The organism is Candidatus Symbiopectobacterium sp. 'North America' (assembly GCF_015762685.1).
Lineage (GTDB): Bacteria > Pseudomonadota > Gammaproteobacteria > Enterobacterales > Enterobacteriaceae > Symbiopectobacterium.
This window is the reverse complement of the sequence record NZ_PEHF01000099.1, coordinates 14071-30920: the sequence shown is the minus strand read 5'-3', so window position 1 is coordinate 30920 and position 16850 is coordinate 14071. Positions and strand designations below refer to the sequence as shown.

The 16850-nt window shown below is 51.4% G+C and carries 11 protein-coding genes and 8 pseudogenes; 15 read left to right on the top strand and 4 right to left on the bottom strand.

Features of this window, described 5'->3' with window-relative positions; genetic code table 11:
- The first annotated feature begins 465 nt into the window (after positions 1-465).
- The 8 genes and pseudogenes from CS369_RS24275 (at position 466) to CS369_RS21625 (ending at position 5573) form a co-directional block, all read left to right on the top strand.
- Positions 466-660 (top strand): LuxR C-terminal-related transcriptional regulator, encoded by a 195-nt coding sequence (locus tag CS369_RS24275; protein ID WP_244665175.1) that lies wholly within the window; start codon positions 466-468, stop codon positions 658-660.
- Positions 661-759: 99 nt separating this feature from the next.
- A complete protein-coding gene (locus tag CS369_RS21640) occupies positions 760-1299 on the top strand; it encodes a fimbrial protein (RefSeq protein ID WP_244665174.1) in 540 nt (179 codons plus the stop codon).
- Between the two features lie 55 nt (positions 1300-1354).
- Positions 1355-1789 carry a molecular chaperone gene (locus CS369_RS24270; protein WP_244665173.1) on the top strand — a complete coding sequence of 145 codons (435 nt, stop codon included), beginning with the start codon at positions 1355-1357 and terminating at the stop codon, positions 1787-1789.
- 12 nt (positions 1790-1801) lie between these two features.
- A complete protein-coding gene (locus tag CS369_RS24265; protein ID WP_307833742.1) occupies positions 1802-2029 on the top strand; it encodes a hypothetical protein in 228 nt (75 codons plus the stop codon).
- 11 nt (positions 2030-2040) lie between these two features.
- Complete coding sequence (locus tag CS369_RS24760; protein ID WP_280514844.1) at positions 2041-2418, top strand: FimD/PapC N-terminal domain-containing protein; 378 nt, start codon at positions 2041-2043, stop codon at positions 2416-2418.
- A gap of 43 nt (positions 2419-2461) precedes the next feature.
- Positions 2462-4231, top strand: a pseudogene (locus CS369_RS21630) (fimbria/pilus outer membrane usher protein); the annotation flags it as partial.
- An 84-nt stretch (positions 4232-4315) separates the two neighbouring features.
- On the top strand, positions 4316-4543 hold the full coding sequence (locus CS369_RS24260; RefSeq protein WP_244665178.1) for a FimD/PapC C-terminal domain-containing protein: 228 nt from the start codon (positions 4316-4318) through the stop codon (positions 4541-4543).
- A 16-nt stretch (positions 4544-4559) separates the two neighbouring features.
- A complete protein-coding gene (locus CS369_RS21625) occupies positions 4560-5573 on the top strand; it encodes a fimbrial protein (RefSeq protein WP_196908642.1) in 1014 nt (337 codons plus the stop codon).
- Between the two features lie 393 nt (positions 5574-5966).
- Here CS369_RS21625 and CS369_RS21620 read toward each other — a convergent pair.
- Positions 5967-6622 (bottom strand): annotated as a pseudogene (locus tag CS369_RS21620) (DsbA family protein).
- Positions 6610-7488: pseudogene (locus CS369_RS21615) on the bottom strand (MBL fold metallo-hydrolase). The pseudogenes CS369_RS21620 and CS369_RS21615 overlap by 13 nt, the downstream one beginning before the upstream one ends.
- A gap of 134 nt (positions 7489-7622) precedes the next feature.
- Here CS369_RS21615 and CS369_RS21610 point away from each other — a divergent pair.
- The gene (locus CS369_RS21610) at positions 7623-8534 is read left to right on the top strand and encodes a LysR family transcriptional regulator (protein WP_196908641.1); all 912 of its coding nucleotides are present in this window, start codon (positions 7623-7625) and stop codon (positions 8532-8534) included.
- Positions 8535-8542: 8 nt separating this feature from the next.
- Here the strand turns inward: CS369_RS21610 and CS369_RS21605 are convergent.
- Positions 8543-9465, bottom strand: a pseudogene (locus tag CS369_RS21605) (LysR family transcriptional regulator).
- A gap of 221 nt (positions 9466-9686) precedes the next feature.
- Positions 9687-9821, bottom strand: coding sequence for a hypothetical protein (locus tag CS369_RS24755; RefSeq protein ID WP_280514843.1), 135 nt, complete (start codon positions 9819-9821; stop codon positions 9687-9689).
- A gap of 97 nt (positions 9822-9918) precedes the next feature.
- Between CS369_RS24755 and CS369_RS21600 the strand changes: the two are divergent.
- The 6 genes and pseudogenes from CS369_RS21600 (at position 9919) to CS369_RS21575 (ending at position 16850) form a co-directional block, all read left to right on the top strand.
- Positions 9919-10987, top strand: a pseudogene (locus CS369_RS21600) (ABC transporter substrate-binding protein).
- Between the two features lie 110 nt (positions 10988-11097).
- The gene (locus CS369_RS21595; protein WP_374191102.1) at positions 11098-11913 is read left to right on the top strand and encodes an ABC transporter permease; all 816 of its coding nucleotides are present in this window, start codon (positions 11098-11100) and stop codon (positions 11911-11913) included.
- Between the two features lie 20 nt (positions 11914-11933).
- Positions 11934-12719: pseudogene (locus CS369_RS21590) on the top strand (ABC transporter permease).
- A 1-nt stretch (position 12720) separates the two neighbouring features.
- Positions 12721-13706 (top strand): annotated as a pseudogene (locus tag CS369_RS21585) (ABC transporter ATP-binding protein).
- A 108-nt stretch (positions 13707-13814) separates the two neighbouring features.
- Positions 13815-15077: pseudogene (lysA, locus tag CS369_RS21580) on the top strand (diaminopimelate decarboxylase).
- Between the two features lie 459 nt (positions 15078-15536).
- Complete coding sequence (locus CS369_RS21575) at positions 15537-16850, top strand: GntP family permease (RefSeq protein ID WP_196908640.1); 1314 nt, start codon at positions 15537-15539, stop codon at positions 16848-16850.

The window sequence follows — 16850 nt, the reverse complement described above, 5'->3', positions numbered from 1 at the left end:
TAAGGTGCCCTAAATGTATTACTTCAATGATGCCATTTGGAGTTATTTTCTGTTAATTTTACCGCGGATTTGAGGTGAATCACTGAGGCTAAAAAAATAAAGAAGATATGCCGAAAAAGGAAGCTTTATGGGTTTGTCAGACTCTGTTTTTTCTGATAATAATTTTTTCATCGTCGGCATCCAGGCGTTATTAACGTCGAAGTTGATTGATAAAAATTACTACATAGTGGATGTTGAGGCGATAAATCTTAAACAGATTAGAGAGCATTTCTTCCCGAGTAGAAAGATCATTGCATTTATCACCAATGATCTTGATTATTATGCGTTAAGACATATATATAACATCACATTTATTGATAAGCGATGTCGGTTGAATGAAATTTTGTCTTGTTTGTCAAAGATTCACAGTATAGATATAGGGTGAAATTCAGACTCTCTCTACGAGAAAGTGAAGTGCTCTCGTGTATGCAGAAAGGGCTTGATGCAAATGAGATTGGTCAGCGATTAGGCATGACGGTCAAAACATTCTATACCCATAGGCGCAGTTTGATATTGAAACTGCAACTCGGCAATCGTATCTCTTTATACCGAAATCTTGCACGAGTAAGGATTTATAAAAAACTTGCTGACAATCTACATTGTCGTAATCGAACTCTTTAATTATCCGGGGGGGTGACTTACTGGAGTAAATGAAAAAATTAGTCATAACAGTTAAAAATATTATCACGTAAATATTTATCTAGATGGTTGAATTTATATATGAAAAAAAATGTACTGATCTCTGCGATTTTATCTGTCTCTGTCTCTGTCTCTGTCTCTGTCTCTGTCTCTGCGCTGCAGACTGCCTATGCCGGTGATGGCGCAATTAACTTCACCGGCAATATTACTGGTACAGCATGCGTGGTGGATCCGTCTGCTATTGCTCAACCAGTCGACCTGGGAAATGTTGCAACAACCGCATTTTCAGGAGGTAGCGGCGCTACCGCGGCCTCCAGACGTTTTAATATTGTGCTTAAATCGTGCCCGGAAGGTATCTCCAGCGCCAGCATTCGTTTTGATGGAACGACCAATGGCACTAACTTATCGATTCTGGCACTTACGGCCGGTCAAAACGCGACAAATGTGGGAGTGGCGATTTATAAGCAGGATAATGCGACGCTGATTCCAATTGGTTCACCCTCAGCCAATGTAACGCTGCTGGAAGAGGTCTATAATACGTTGACCTACTTTGCAAAGTACATAACGACTGGCACCGTGGGGGGGCTGGCACAGCAAACGCTTCAACGTCGTTTACCGTGATTTACCAATAAAAGCAGGGCCATGCATGGCCCTGAGTAATTTTTGAGATTCTATTATGTTGCAGAAGGTATATAAATCAGTTGCCGCTGGATTATTATTTATCTCCGTCGCCGCAATCAGCGGTGTGGAAATAGGGGGCACTCGACTTATCTATAATGGTAACTCGAGTCAGGCAGCGATAAGTGTTAACAACCCGGACAATAAGCCATATCTTATTCAGTCATGGGTGAGTAAAAATGAGAACAGTGATGATGACAATGATTTTTCCACAACACCACCGCTGTTTAAGCTAAATCCGCATACGCAAAATTCTGTTCGTGTCATGTTAATTGATAAAAATTTACCAACCGACAGAGAAAGCGTTTACTGGTTGAATATAAAGGCGATTCCCTCATCATCTCCGGACGCGAAAAATGAATTGCTAATCGCGGTGAAGAGTAAGATGAAATTATTTTACCGTCAGCAGGGATTAAAAGATGATCCATCATAGGCATACCAGCAGCTGAAATTCTCGAGTGAAGCTGGAAAGCTGCATATTCATAATCCGTCACCCTTTAGCGTATCGCTTTATGAATTGAAAGTTAATGGAAAAAAGTTATCAAAACCTCCAATGGTTTTGCCATTTCAAACGGTCTCACTATCTCAGCCAACGGTAATGGGTGACGATGTGTCGTGGCGTGCGATCAATGACTTCGGAGGTGTAACGACTGAACAAAAAATCAAAATGTAGGCTAATTATTTATGTTGCATTTCGACACTATTTCAAACTGTGCAAAATTAACGAAATTATCTGCCCTTATTTATCTGTGTACTCATACTCCAGCTCTATTGGCTGAAGACTATTTCTCACCAGACTTTATTGAAACACGTGAAAATATTCCGTGCGATATTGATTTATCTCGTTTTAGCAAGACGGACGGACAGTTGCCTGGGATCTACCATGTCGATGTTTATCTAAACGAAAAATATATCGAGTCACGTGATATCTCCTTCATCGGCAATATGAATGCATTGGCTCCGGTATTGACACCTGCAGATTTCGTGAAGTGGGGCGTTAAGAGCAACGCGAAACCTGACTGGATGACTATGGTAGAAACGGATAACGTAAAAAAATATTAGTGAGTTACTTCCAGATAGCCAACTTAATTTTCAGTTTGATAAAATGAGACTGGATCTTTACGTACCGCAAGAGTATATGCAGCGCGATCCACAGGGGGCTGTACCGCCTGAACAGTGGGATGATGGACTGAATATGCTGTTTATGAATTACAACTTCTCTGCCGCCAATAGCCACGGCAACGGGGACTCGCGTAATGACAGCTATTTGAATCTGCGCAGCGGGATCAACGTTGGTCCTTGGCGGTTACGTAATTATTCAACCTATAACAAAAACGATGGTGCTGCACAGTGGAACACCATTAATACGTCATTAGAACGCGATATTAAGGTCCTGAAAAGCCAGTTCAGTATGGGCGATGGCTATACGCAGGCCGGCGTATTCGACAGCGTCAACTTTCGCGGCGCGCACCTCTATTCGGATGACGCTATGCTGCCGGAAAGCGTACGCGGATTCGCTCCGGTGGTCCGCGGTATTGCGCAGAGCAACGCGCAGGTGACCATTCGTCAGGGTGGCAACATTATCTGGCAATTCTATGTTCCGCCAGGTCCGTTCATCATTAACGATCTCTATCCAACTGCCGCCAGCGGCGATCTGGCGGTTGCGGTGCGCGAAGCGGACGGCTCGATGCATCAGTTTATTCAGCCATTTTCAGCGGTGCCGGTCATGCAGCGTGAAGGTCAGTCGAAGTATTCGCTGGCGGCAGGGAAATATCGCGCGTTAAACAGTAGAGACAAGGAACCGGAATTCCTCTAAGCCACAATGAGCTACGGGTTGCCATGGGATACTACTGTCTACGGCGGTATGCTGGCATCGGGCGATTACCAGGCAGGCGCATTGGGTATCGGCAAAGGGTTTGGTGATTTCGGCTCACTCTCTTTTGATACGACTTTTGCCCATGCGCAGATTCCGGACAAGACAGAAGAAGGTATTTCGTTTCGCGCGCAGTACGCTAAAGATTTTGCGTCGACGGGCACCTCAATGAGTTTGATGGGCTATCGCTATTCCTCTTCCGGCTTTCGCGATTTCCAGGAAGCGAACGGAGACGTGAATAAGTATCGCATTGGAAGCGACAATGTGCAGGAAGGTGGTAACTGGCGGTATGTGCGGAATAAACGCAGTAAAGCGCAGGTAACGCTGAACCAACGCCTCGGCAACTGGGGTAATGTGAATATCTCCGCCTGGCAGCAGGACTACTGGGGCGGCGATACCGAGCGCAACGTCAACCTGGGTTACAACACCAGTCTCAGCCATATTACCTACGGCCTGAATTACAGCTACTCACGTGGCCCCTGGCAAAATGAGAACGATCATGTTGTCTCCTTTATGATGCAGATCCCGTTCTCTCTCTTCCTGCCAGACAGTTGGATGACGATATCCGTAAATAGCAATAAAAAAGGCGATACCACTTCTCAGGTGGGGCTACCCGGTTCAGCGCTGGAAGATAAAAACCTAAGTTGGAACCTACAGCAAGGTCACAACAGCAGAGGTTCGGACGTGATGGGCAGCGCTTCGGCGAATTATAAAGGGCCACACGGAGAGTATCAGTTTGGCTATCACTACTCCCGCGACAACCGTCAGGTATCCGTCGGCACGATGGGCTGAGTGGTGGTCCATCCTTATGGCGTCTCAGCCACTCAGCCCCTTGGCGAAACGATGGCGCTGGTGAAAGCGGACAATGCAGGGGCAGTAAAGGTGGCGAATAACAGCGGTATCTATACCGACAGCAGAGGCTTTGCCGTTGTGCCGTATGTTACGCCATACTGGCAGAACAGCCTGTCTCTTGATACTGCATCGCTGAACAGCAACACCGATGTGCTGAATGACACACTCACTGTCATACCAACCAAAGGGGCGCTGTCGCTTGCTGATTTCCCAACCGTCATTGGCTACAAAGTTATGTTGCAGTTAACCGGGAAGGAGATCCCCTTTGGCGCGACGGCAAGCATCAAAAATCACAGCAATGTTCCTGAAGGCATTGTTGACGATCGCAATTGTGTCTGGCTCAACGGGGCCCCAGAAAACGGATCGGTGGAAGTGAGCTGGGCCGGGGGAAGCTGTCAGGCAACCTATCAGTTAATGCAAATTTCTGACAAAACACATAACGTCTCAGCGCAATGCCATTGAGCCGGAGAGAACGAAAATGTATCGCATTTTATTAAGTTTAGTTTTAGCTGCGCTGGGTCTGTTTTCACAAACAGCGCTGGCGTGGGATTGCACGACAGTGACCCCGTCGACCACCGTATCGCCGCAGAATCTTACCATTTCGCGGGATCTGCCTGTTGGCGCAGTTATTGGCACACAGATTGTGACGCCGACGATTAACGCGTTTAGCTGTTGGAACTCTGACGAGGGCATTATTAACAATCAGACGCTGGGCGTTAAGGCGAGCGGCACATTTGATTCCATGTTGAATGGTCGACGAGTCTATAAAACCAATGTCGATGGTATTGGCTATGCCATTTCCGGCTCAACTACAGCATGTGCAGGGGAGAATGCTGCCGTTACGGGCAGTAATACGATGTTCGGCAACAGTAACACCGCCACACTCTTCCAGAATACAAGCGGAATAATAAGTCCCATGTTGAATGGTTCTGTCACCGTAACGTTTTATAAGACGGCACCAGAAACCGGATCCGGGACGATAGCGGCACAAACGGTTGGGGCGTTGGTGCTGTTGAGCAACAGTGTCTTATGGCAATCTCCGGAGGCTAGCGTCAATATCAACGCCTTCACGATCACTACACCGGCCTGTAAGCTGACGACGGCATCGATTGCTGTTGATATGAAAGATGTGGATAAAAAAGAGTTTAATGGCAAAGGTTCCACACCGGAGGATGCCTATACTCAGTCCTTCAACCTGCCGATGACTTGCAATGCCGGAACCCAGGTCAGCGTTAAGATGGAAGGTGATATATATGATGCCCCCAGAGGTGTGTTCAATACCACCAGCGGGAATAACGTCGCTACAGGCGTTGGGATCCAGTTACTTTATAATAACCAGCCAATGGCGTTGGGTTCCGATGTTACGATCGGCACTTCCTCTGCTGGGGGCGGGTTTACTGTGTCGCTTAAGGCACGCTATTACCAGACTGGCGATCGTATTACCACCGGGACGGCGAATGGGATGTTGTCATTCACTATGACGTATCAGTAGCTCTGGATATTTATGAACTAACACAGCAAAAGAGATGCTCGAACAGTTTTTCCAGTAACGTAAGCCTTTAATCGCTAGCTTAACGATGGCGAAAGGTTGTGTGTGGAAACGGTGCTGAGTATCAGAATATGGGGGCATAGGTCTTACTGTATCTGGTCAATAGTGCTCCCAATGCAGGGAAATCTGAGTACTGTGTATCATTGAAAGCCGGTGTCTTCGACATGGGCTTGATGTTACAGACAACCCCACCTAAAGTCGTCATTCCCACCCATCACCGTCATTCCCGCGCAGGCGGGAATCTCTTGCAGGTGAAACACGTTTCTTCTCTCAGAGATCCCCGGCTTTCGCCGAGGATGACGAGGGGAAAAGTGGCTTGCACGTTGTGAATGCCGCTTACGCAGCGAAGCCGCCGATTTTAACCTGCAAAAAGGCGCGCCACGCATCGATATTTCCCAGAAATTCGACTGTCTGGACAATCTCTCTGTTACCGTCGGCGGTTTCCATCACGAAGGTGGGGAAGCCGTGTCCGCCCACTTTCGCCAACAATGCACGGCTCTCCTTGAAATGTTGCTCCAGTCCATCAGCGTTAACGAAGGCATACTCATTAGCAAAGGCAACTGGGTCCAGCCCGATTTCACTGGCGCACTGTGTCAATACGTCGACATCAGCGATTTTTCTGCCCTGTTCATAATGCGCACGTTGCACATGGTGCAGCACTCATAGCCTTTGTTAGCCATACGCTCTGCCGCGATAACGGCTGCTGTCGGCGGCGCAGAGTCCAGTACGACGCTGGTATCGCGCAGCAGCTTATCGAAGTAAGGCTGGCCAAAAGGCTGGCCGGTCAGTTCTGCGATACGCTGGTCATGAGGCAACACGTAGTCATGCCACTGCGGGGTGACCTGATGGCGGTTGCTGCCCGTCATCATTCCGCCACTGTGCAGCACCACATTGACGCCTGGCATTGGATGCGCTGCCTGCACCAGTGGCGCGGCGCCGTAGCACCAGCCACACAGCGGGTCATAAATATAGTGTAGGGTTACTGCGGCCATTTCATTTCACCTTTAAGCACTTTGGCACCCAGTTCCAGGCTGGACTCTTCGTGCAGGTCGGGGTACTACTTCTTCATGGTATCGATCAGCGCAGCAGAATCTTTACTGGTAGCCAGCGCTTTTTTCAGCGTGTTCAGGTATTGCAGGCTGAACGTGACGCTGCTCAGTCTGTAATCCATCGGCGGCAGGAAGTGACCCGGCACCACTTGTTTCGGTTTTAACTGCTCAATCTGTTGTAACGTCTGACGCCAGTCAGCGCGCGATTGTGGCGTTTGGGTATCGGCAATCCACAGGTGGATATTAGCGGAAACCGGAATCCCTCCCACCACGGTGCTCATCGACGGGATCCACACGAAAGTGCGATCCGGCGTAGGCCCTGTCAGACCTTTCACTTCCAACTTCTGACCGTCAACGGTAAAGCTGTCACCCTTCAATGGCGTTGGCACGATAATTTTTTGCGGCGCATTCTCTTTCATTATCGGGCCCCAGTAGGCCACTTTACCCGCCTGGCTGGCTTCGAGCGCCGCGATAGTTGCTGGGGTGGCAATCACTTTTGCGCCCGGGAAGGCGGCCTTGATCACATCCAGACCGAAGTAATAGTCCGGATCGGAATGGCTGATATAAATGGTTTTCAGCGGCTTGCCAGTGGCTTTAATGCGGCCCACCAACGTTTGTGCATCGTTACGTTGGAATTGGGCGTCAATCAGTGCCACTTCATGTTCACCAACAATCAGCGAGGATGATACCGGGAAAATACTGGCTTCACCGGGGTTAAACACTTCAAGCTTCAACGGAGAGGCGGCGTGAGCCACGGTAGTCATACTCAGGATGGCGGCAGCAACCAGCGTTAAGGTAGATTTTTTCATAGCAGAAATTCCATTCATTATTCGTTAAAAGTTCGATTCGTTTAAAAGTACGCAACGGGGGCTATATTAAGTTGCAATTATCGTAATAAAAATGGCTAAATTGTGGCTTCTCTGTTGCATAAATCGAGCTAATAATGGATCGCATCACTGCTGCTGAAGTGTTTGTCGCTATTGTTGAACGAGGGAGCATGAGCGCTGCCGCTGAGCTATTGGATATGTCGCGCGCTATGGTGAGCCGCTACCTGAATGAAATGGAAACCTGGGTGCAGGCTTGTCTGCTGCATCGCACCACGCGTAAATTGAGTTTAACCGATGCGGGGGAGAAAACCTTGCAACGCTGTCGTGAGATGCTGGCACTGGCGGGAGATATGCGAGTGGAAAATGCCTCGGATGTGGCATCTATCGACGGGCTGCTGCGCGTCAGCTGCTCGCAATCCCTTGGGCAAACGGCGCTGGGCGTGGCGGTCACGGCATTTTTGCAACGCCATCCGCGCGTGGCGGTGGATATGCAGATGAATAACCGTGCGATCAATCTGGTAGAAGATCGCATCGATCTGGCCCTGCGCATCACCAATGCGCTCGATCCCAACCTGATTGCTCGCCCGCTCGGCCAGTGTGCCTCCGTGCTGTGCGCTGCGCCCGCTTATCTGGCAAAACAGGGAATGCCGCGTCAATTGAGCGATCTTTCGCTGCACAACTGCCTGACCTACACCTACTTTGGCAAAAGTCTGTGGAATTTTACCCATGAAAATGAGCCGGTTACTGTACCCGTGAGCGGCAATTTGAGCGGCAACGAATCGCAGGTGTTGTTATCCAGCGCGCTAGAAGGTGCCGGTATCACGCTGCAACCACGCTACTCGGTTCAACGCTATCTTGCCAGCGGTGTGCTGGTGCCGCTGCTGACAGAGTACCGACCGCAGGATATGGGTATCTACGGCATCTACGCGTCTCGTCAACATATGCCGCCCGCGCTGGGTGCGTTGCTGGACTTCTTGGTGCACTGGTTCGCCCATGAGCCGCGCTGGTTGGCTCTGCAAGCGGAATAGTGGGCCACTCATCGTACCAGCACCGCCTCCAACTGCTCGGCAATGCCTGCCGTATAGCGTGTTAGAAGGGTAATGACGGTATCTACCAACACGGAGGCTGGGCGGTGCAGCGGGCGAATCAGGCTGACGGTAAAAGGCACCGCGACGCTGAACGGGCGCACCACCACGCCGGAGGCGGCGTAATCCAAAGCGGTGAGCGGATTGACGATAGAAATGCCGACACCGGCGCGCACCATGGCGCACACTGATGCCGCACTGTGGGTTTCCAGCACCATATCACGCGCTATCCCGGCGCTATCAACAGCTTGTCCAGCAGTTGGTGATAGCTATCGCTGCTTGAAAGGCTGATAAATCGCTCATGGCGAAAATCTTCTGGCGTCAGTATCTGGCGCGCGGCTAAACGGTGCCGTGCGGGAAGCACGCACACTTCGTTCAACGTGAGCAGGGTATGACGCTCTGTGCCCGCAGGCGTCACGCTGTTCTCCGTCAGCCCCAGATCGTGGCGCTGTGCTGACAGCCACTATTCCAGCAGCGGTGATTCCTGAGGTATGACGTGCAGGCTGAGCGAGGGATAGCTGTCCAGCAACGGTTTGCATACGTTGGGCAACAGAGACTGAGAAAACACTGGCAGGCAGGCGATAGAAAGCTGTGCTTGTTCAAAACGCCGAATGTCGCGCGCGGCATTGATGATGCGATCCAATTCGTAGTAGGAACGTTGCACCTCTTCGAACAGTTGCAATCCCTGCGCCGTCGGGTGAAGGCGTTCGCGTACCCGCTCGAACAACGGTATCTGGACCAGATGCTCGAAGCGTGACAACTCACGGCTGACGGTGGGTTGCGAGGTATTGAGCAACGCGGTGGCCTCGGTGAGGTTACCGGTGGTCATGACGGCATGAAAAATTTCAATGTGGCGCAGTGAAATGGTCGGCATCGTGGCCTCGGTCGTGGTTGCCTCGCTAACCAATATCATAAATGAATAGCTTGGCCGGAATTTATTTATTTTTTCACCAAATGCGGAGGGAATCGCGCTTGGTGGCTGCCCAATCAATCGCGAAGCACATTTTCTGCGGTTAATGTCACATGACGGTAATGTTATCGCTGTGGTTCACGGCCTCTGAATGGATGAAGCCATGAGGCTGAACTATCATCGGGTTACTGCACTTCATGCAGGCGTATTTCACCAGAATCAAACACCGATATCGCGCAATGTGCACCATGACGGGGAATATCGTGGCTGGCGCGATGGGTATGCTCTTGCCCCACCTTGCGCTGACATGCGGTTGTCATACACCCGACATATAACTTTCATCCCGCTGTTCTGAATTGGCGTAGTTATTGCTGGCTAAGACCAGCGTCGCGAACCTATAAAATCAGGAGCATCATGATGAAGAAATTGTTGTCTTCCGTGTTAATCAGTAGCGCACTGTTCTCCTCAATCGCCTTTGTTTCCGCCCCGGTGTTGGCACAGGATCTGGCAGCACTGGAAAAAGCCGCACGGGCTGAAGGCGCGGTAAACAGCGTAAGGATGCCGGACAGTTGGGCCAACTGGAAAGACACCTGGCAGGATCTCTCTACCCAATACGGTTTGAAGTACAGTGATACCGATATGTCTTCCGCGCAGGAAATCGCCAAGTTTGCGGCTGAAAAAGAGAATGCCAGCGCCGATATCGGTGACGTAGGTGCCGCGTTTGGCCCGATTGCGGCGCAAAAAGGTGTAATCCAGCCCTACAAACCGACCACCTGGGAACAAGTGCCTGACTGGGCTAAAGATAAAGACGGACACTGGGCGCTGGCTTATACCGGAGCTATCGCCTTTATTATTGATAAACAGCAGGTGAAAGAGATCCCGCACAGTTGGGCCGACCTGCTTAAAGGCAATTACGTCGTGACCATTGGTGACGTTAACTCCGCGTCGCAGGCGGTAAGCGGCGTACTGGCAGCTAACTTTGCGCTGGGTGGTGACGAGAAAAACCTGAAACCGGCGTTGGAGTTCTTCGGCAAGCTGGCGAAAGCCGGGCGTCTTGGCGTTACCGATCCGGTTATTTCAAATATCGAAAAAGGGGAAGTGCAGGTTGGTGTGGTGTGGGATTTCAACGGCCTGAATTACCGCGACAAAATCAACAAAGATCGCTTTGAAGTGCTGATCCCTTCCGATGGTTCGGTGATCTCCGGTTATACCACCATCATCAATAAATACGCCAAAAACCCCAACGCGGCCAAGCTGGCGCGTGAGTACATCTTCTCTGATGCCGGACAGATCAATCTGGCGCGTGGTTATGCGCGCCCGATCCGCGCGCAGCACCACGCTGCCAGATGATCTGAAGGCTAAACTGTTGCCGGAAGAACAGTACAAAAGTGTGCGCCCGATTGCTGACGGCGAGGCCTGGGATAAAACGGTGAAAACGTTGCCGCGTCAGTGGCAAGAGCACGTGATTATCAACATGAAACAGTAAGGCCTGTTCCTGTGCGCCCCCTGTCCGGATACGGTTAGGGGCGTGCAGGGCGTATTGATCCACGCCGCAGAGGGAGGATAACGCGTGAAAAAAACTGGCTGGTCGCAGGGATCCTGTTGCCGTTTTTTGCCGTCTTTTTTGCGTTCCAGATAGCGCCGCTTATCTGGATCCTGGTGAACAGCTTTTACAGCCAAACGGAAGAGGCGTGGGGGTTGGAGAACTATACCGATATCCTTTCTTCTCCTTTTTACCTTCAGGCGATCCGTTTTTCACTGGATATCTCGTTTTGGTCCAGCTTCTACGGCGTCATTATCGCCCTGATTGGCGGCTACTCGTTGCGCCAACTGGGGACGGGGCGTTTGCAACGCTTCGTGTTGTCGTTTGCCAATATGACCAGTAACTTTGCGGGTGTTCCGCTGGACTTTGCCTTCGTGATTATGGTGGGGCTGAACGGCTTTTTTACCTTATTACTGAAAAAATATGGCGTGATCGACGGGTTCAACATCTACTCCCGCGACGGTTTGATCTTGATATACACCTATTTTCAGATCCCTCTGGGGATATTGCTGCTCTATCCTGCATTTGACGGGCTGCACACGGAGTGGCAAGAGTCGGCGGCGTTGCTGGGCGCACCGCGCTGGCGCTTCTGGCTGCATATCGGCATTCCGGTGTTGACCCCTGCGCTGCTCGGCACCTTTGTTATCCTGCTTGCTAATGCGCTCGGGGCTTACGCCACCATTTACGCTCTCACAACGGGTAACTTCAACGTGGTGCCGATACGCATTGCTGCGCTGGTCGCCGGGGATATCACCCTGGATCCTAATCTTGACAGCGCGCTTTCCGTGCTGCTGGTACTGCTGATGACGTTGATTACCGTTGTTCACCAGTGGTTGCTGCGGCGGAGCTATCTCCATGCCGCGCCGTAATCCCCTGACTGGAGGCTGCCATGTCATCCTTTGAACGGCGCTACCATCAGACGGTGGTATTACTGGTGCTGCTGATTTTGCTGTTACCGCTGCTCGCCACCTTGGGCTATGCGCTGGCGACAGAGTGGGGAGCCACCATTCTGCCCAACGGCGTGACGCTGAAGTGGTTTATTGCGCTGTGGGGCGATAGCCGGTTTTTGGTGGCGCTGGGCCACTCACTGCTGATTTGCTTTGGCGCACTGCTGTTTTCGCTGCTGCTGGTGTTGCCCGCGATGTTTGTCATCGCCTGGCGGTTTCCGCGTTTGGACGGGGTAATGAACGTGCTGATTCTGCTGCCGTTCTCGGTGCCGCCGGTGGTCTCTTCCGTTGTATTGTTGCAGCTCTATTCCTCAGGCCCGCTCGCCATTACCGGCACGCCCTGGATTCTGATTGGCTGCTACTTTGCTATCGCCCTTCCTTTTATTTACCGTGCCATTTCCAACAACATTCAGGCGATTAACCTCAAAGAACTGCTCGATGCGGCGCATTTGCTGGGTGCCAGTACCTGGCAGGCGGCGCTGTGGGTAGTGCTGCCTAATCTGCGTAAAGGCGTGATGATCGCGGTGTTGCTCTCGTTCTCTTTCCTGATTGGCTAGTTTGTGTTTGCCAACCAGCTGGTAGGCACCCGCTTTGAAACGTTGTAGGTGTATCTCTACAACAAACGTAATGACAGCGGGCACTTTACCAGTGCGCTGGTGATCTCCTATTTCCTCGTCGTGCTGCTGGTGACCTGGCTGGCCAATATTCTTAACCGGGAGAAATCCTGATATGCCCTATCTCGATGTAAAACAGCTCAATAAACACTACGGGTCGACCAAGGTGTTTCACAATATCGATTTCTCTGTGGCAGAAGGGGAGTTTGTTACCCTGCTGGGGCTGAGCGGCTGCGGCAAATCGACGCTGTTGCGTTGTCTGGCGGGCCTGACGCCCGTGGACAGCGGACAGATCCTGTTATAGGGGCAGGATATCGTGCCGGTGTCTCCGCAAAAGCGCGGCATTGGTATGGTGTTCCAGAACTACGCGCTGTTCCCCAACATGACGGCAGAAGGGAACGTAGCGTTTGGGTTAAAATGCAGAAGCTCGGCGCAGGGGAGATTCGCCAGCGGGTGGCCGAGGTGCTGGTGGAGCTGAATGAATTTGCCCACCGTTACCCACATCAGCTTTCCGGCGGTCAGTGTCAGCGCGTGGCGCTGGCGCGTTCGTTGGTTACGCGCCCACGTTTGCTGTTACTGGACGAGCCGCTTTCCGCGCTGGATGCCCGTATTCGTCGCCACCTGCGTGAACAAATCCGTCGCATTCAGCGTGAACTGAACCTGACGGCCATCTTTGTTACCCACGATCAGGAAGAGGCGTTGACGCTCTCCGATCGTATCGTGCTGATGAACAACGGGGAAATCGTACAGGATGGCGATGCGGTATCGCTGTATACCCAGCCTGCCAATCTGTTTGCCGCCAGCTTTATCGGCAGCTATAACCTGCTGAGTGCCGCGCAGGCGCAACAGTTGACGGGAGAACACTTCACCGGTCAGGTGGCACATCGTCCTGAATCCATCACGCTGGGTACGCCTGAACAGGGCATCGCTGGGAAGATCCTCAACCACAGCCTGTTAGGTAAAGTGGTGCGGTACCGTATCGTGGTTAACGGCGTAGAGCTGGCTGTGGATGTACTGAATCGTGCACCGGGCGATCTGCTTCGTGCAGGAAGCACGATAGAGGTGCATATTACCACCGATGCGCTGCGCGAAGTGGCTTAGTTAAGCCATATCATGGATGAATAGAATATGCGAGAATCGATATTTGTTTAAATCGTTGCAGCCCGTTACCGTGTGGTCATTGCTCCCCTTTTGTTGCACGGAAACCCTATGCCGCACGATCTGAATGACCTTACCCACGCGCTTAACGCGCATAGTCTGCGCGAATTACCCGCTCGTTTTGGATGCCCGGTGTGGGCCTATGATGCGCACACCATCGTGGCGCGTATTGCACAACTCCGTCAGTTTGACACCATCCGTTTCGCGCAAAAAGCCTGCTCTAACACGCATATTCTGCGTCTGATGCGCGCACAAGGTGTAAAAGTGGATTCGGTATCGTTGGGGGAAATTGAGCGCGCCCTGGTGGCCGGGTTTGTACCGGGTACGGCAGATCACGAGATTGTGTTCACCGCCGACATGCTGGATATGCCGACGCTGGCGTGTGTGGTGGAACTGAATATTCCAGTTAATGCTGGTTCCGTGGATATGCTGGCCCAGTTGAGGGCAGCTCAGCCGGGGCACCCGGTGTGGCTGCGCGTCAATCCGGGATTTGGTCACGGCCATAGCCAGAAAACCAACACCGGCGGTGAGAACAGTAAACACGGTATCTGGTATACCGATTTACCGCTGGCGCTGGCGCAAATTCAACGCTACTCCCTGAAGCTGGTCGGCATCCATATGCATATCGGTTCCGGCGTGGACTACGACCATCTGGAGCAGGTGTGTGATGCCATGGTGTGTCAGGTGGTTGAGTTTGGTCTGGATGTTGAAGCCATTTCCGCTGGCGGCGGGCTTTCTATTCCTTATCGCGTGGGCGAGCCAGTGATCGATACCGAGCACTACTTTGGCCTGTGGCACGCAGCGCGTTAGCGTATTGAGACACACCTTGGTCACCCGGTGACACTGGAAATCGAACCGGGACGTTTTCTGGTGGCGGAGTCTGGCGTGTTGGTGGTGCAGGTGAGTGCGGTCAAAAACATGGGCAGCCGCCACTTCGTGTTGGTGGATGCCGGGTTTAACGATCTGATGCGCCCCGCCATGTACGGCAGCTATCACCATATTTCGCTGTTGCCGGCAGATGAGAGTTCTCTTGCTGGCGCACCGTTGCGCGATACCGTAGTGGCAGGGCCATTGTGTGAATCCGGTGATGTGTTTACGCAACAGGCTGGCGGAGGCGTGGAAACCGTGGCGTTACCTGCGGTGCAGGTTGGCGATTATCTGGTGTTCCACGATACCGGGGCTTACGGTGCCTCCATATCCTCTAACTACAACAGCCGCCCACTTCTGCCGGAAGTGTTGTTTGAAAATGGCGAAGCGCGCCTGATTCGCCGCCGTCAAACCATCGAAGAATTACTGGCGCTCGAGGTGCTGTAACCGTTCCTTATGGTTGCAGACAAACAGCCCTACTCCCACCGTCATTCCCGCCAAGGTGGGAATCTCTTGCTGGTGAAACGCGTTTCTTCTGGCTGGGATCCCCGGCTTTCGCCGAGGATGACGAGGTAAAGTGACTTTGTCATCAGTCTGAAGCCGACCCTCCTCCCTGCAATGTGATAAACCTCTCGCTTTCTTGTTCTGCAACACAAAAATATTTATACAAATTCCCAATTTTTTCGTGTTGCAACACATAGGTTATTTTATTGCCAAGTCATAGAATAATTCTCAATTCATAAGAGCATGTGATAAGGAATTATTTATCGATTCTAATTTTTTCCCAAAGAAAGCTATTTAGAACGGAGTGATTTATTACCACATTAAATAATGCAGATTCCACCAGGAATGTATTTGTATTAGCACCCTATTGTCGAAGATATATAAAATATAAGAGGTCTCATTATGCATACCATAGAACCCTTGGCATGGTACGGGGCGTTGATTGGTCTTTTTATTGCCATTGCGTTCATCCTGAAAAAAATTAATCCGGTGTACTCCTTGTTCCTCGGTGCCATTCTCGGCGCGGTGATTGGCGGTGGCAACCTTGAGCAGATCATCGGGCTGCTGACATCAGGCACGCAGAGCGTGATGGGCACGGTGATCCGCGTGTTGGCCGCCGGTGTACTGGCTGGCGTGATGATGGAGTCGGGCGCGGCAGAAACTATCGCTCAGGCCATTGTGAGGAAGATGGGGGAGAGCAAAGCGATTTTAGCGCTGACGCTGGCCACCATGATCATTACCGCAGTGGGTGTATTTATTCCCGTTGCAGTATTAATTGTTGCACCCATTGCGTTATCGGTGGGTAATAAAATGGGGATTTCCAAACTGGCATTATTACTGGCGCTTTCCGGCGGCGGTAAAGCCGGTAATATTGTATCGCCGAACCCCAATACCATTGCCGCAGCAAACGGTTTTCACCTGAATTTAAGTGATGTAATGATCGCTGATTTTATTCCTGCCGTATTCGGTTTGATTATTACTGTCGTTGTCGCTTCGATGTTGAAAAATAAAGGGATCATGGTAAGTGGTGAAGAAGCAGCCGCTGCTTATGGCACCCAGAGCGCTAAAAATGACAAAACCTACCCAACGCTGGGTAAGGCTATCGTCGCGCCAGCGGTTGCCGTTATCTTATTGATGATTAACCCGATTGGTTCTATTTTCCACATCAGCGCGCTGACCCCGTTCAAACTGGATGCGATGTATGTACTGCCGATCGCCGGTATCGTTGGGCTGATTGCCATGGGGCAAAAGCACAAGGTGATTACCTATACCGCTTCAGGTCTGGAAAAAATGACCGCTACCGTACTGATTCTGATTGGTGCGGGTGCGATTGCGGGCCTGATTGCCGCATCTAACCTGTCGGCTCAGGTGGTGCAACTGATTAACGTCATGGGCATTTCCGGCACCTTCCTGGCACCAATCTCCGGTATTTTGATGGCGGCAGCCACGGCTTCCACTTCCACTGGGACCATTCTGGCGACCGGTACCTTCGGTAACGCCATAGCCACTATCGGCATTGCGCCGATTGCCTCTGCGGTCATGGTACACACCGGGGCCACCGTTATCGACTCCTTGCCGCAGGGCAACTATTTCCACGTTACAGTGCAGAGCATGAACATGACCATCAGACAGCGTATGGACTTGCTGCCTTACGAAGCGATTGTCGGCGGCACCATGACCCTCGTCGCTACCGTGCTGTACGGCCTTATTCTTTAG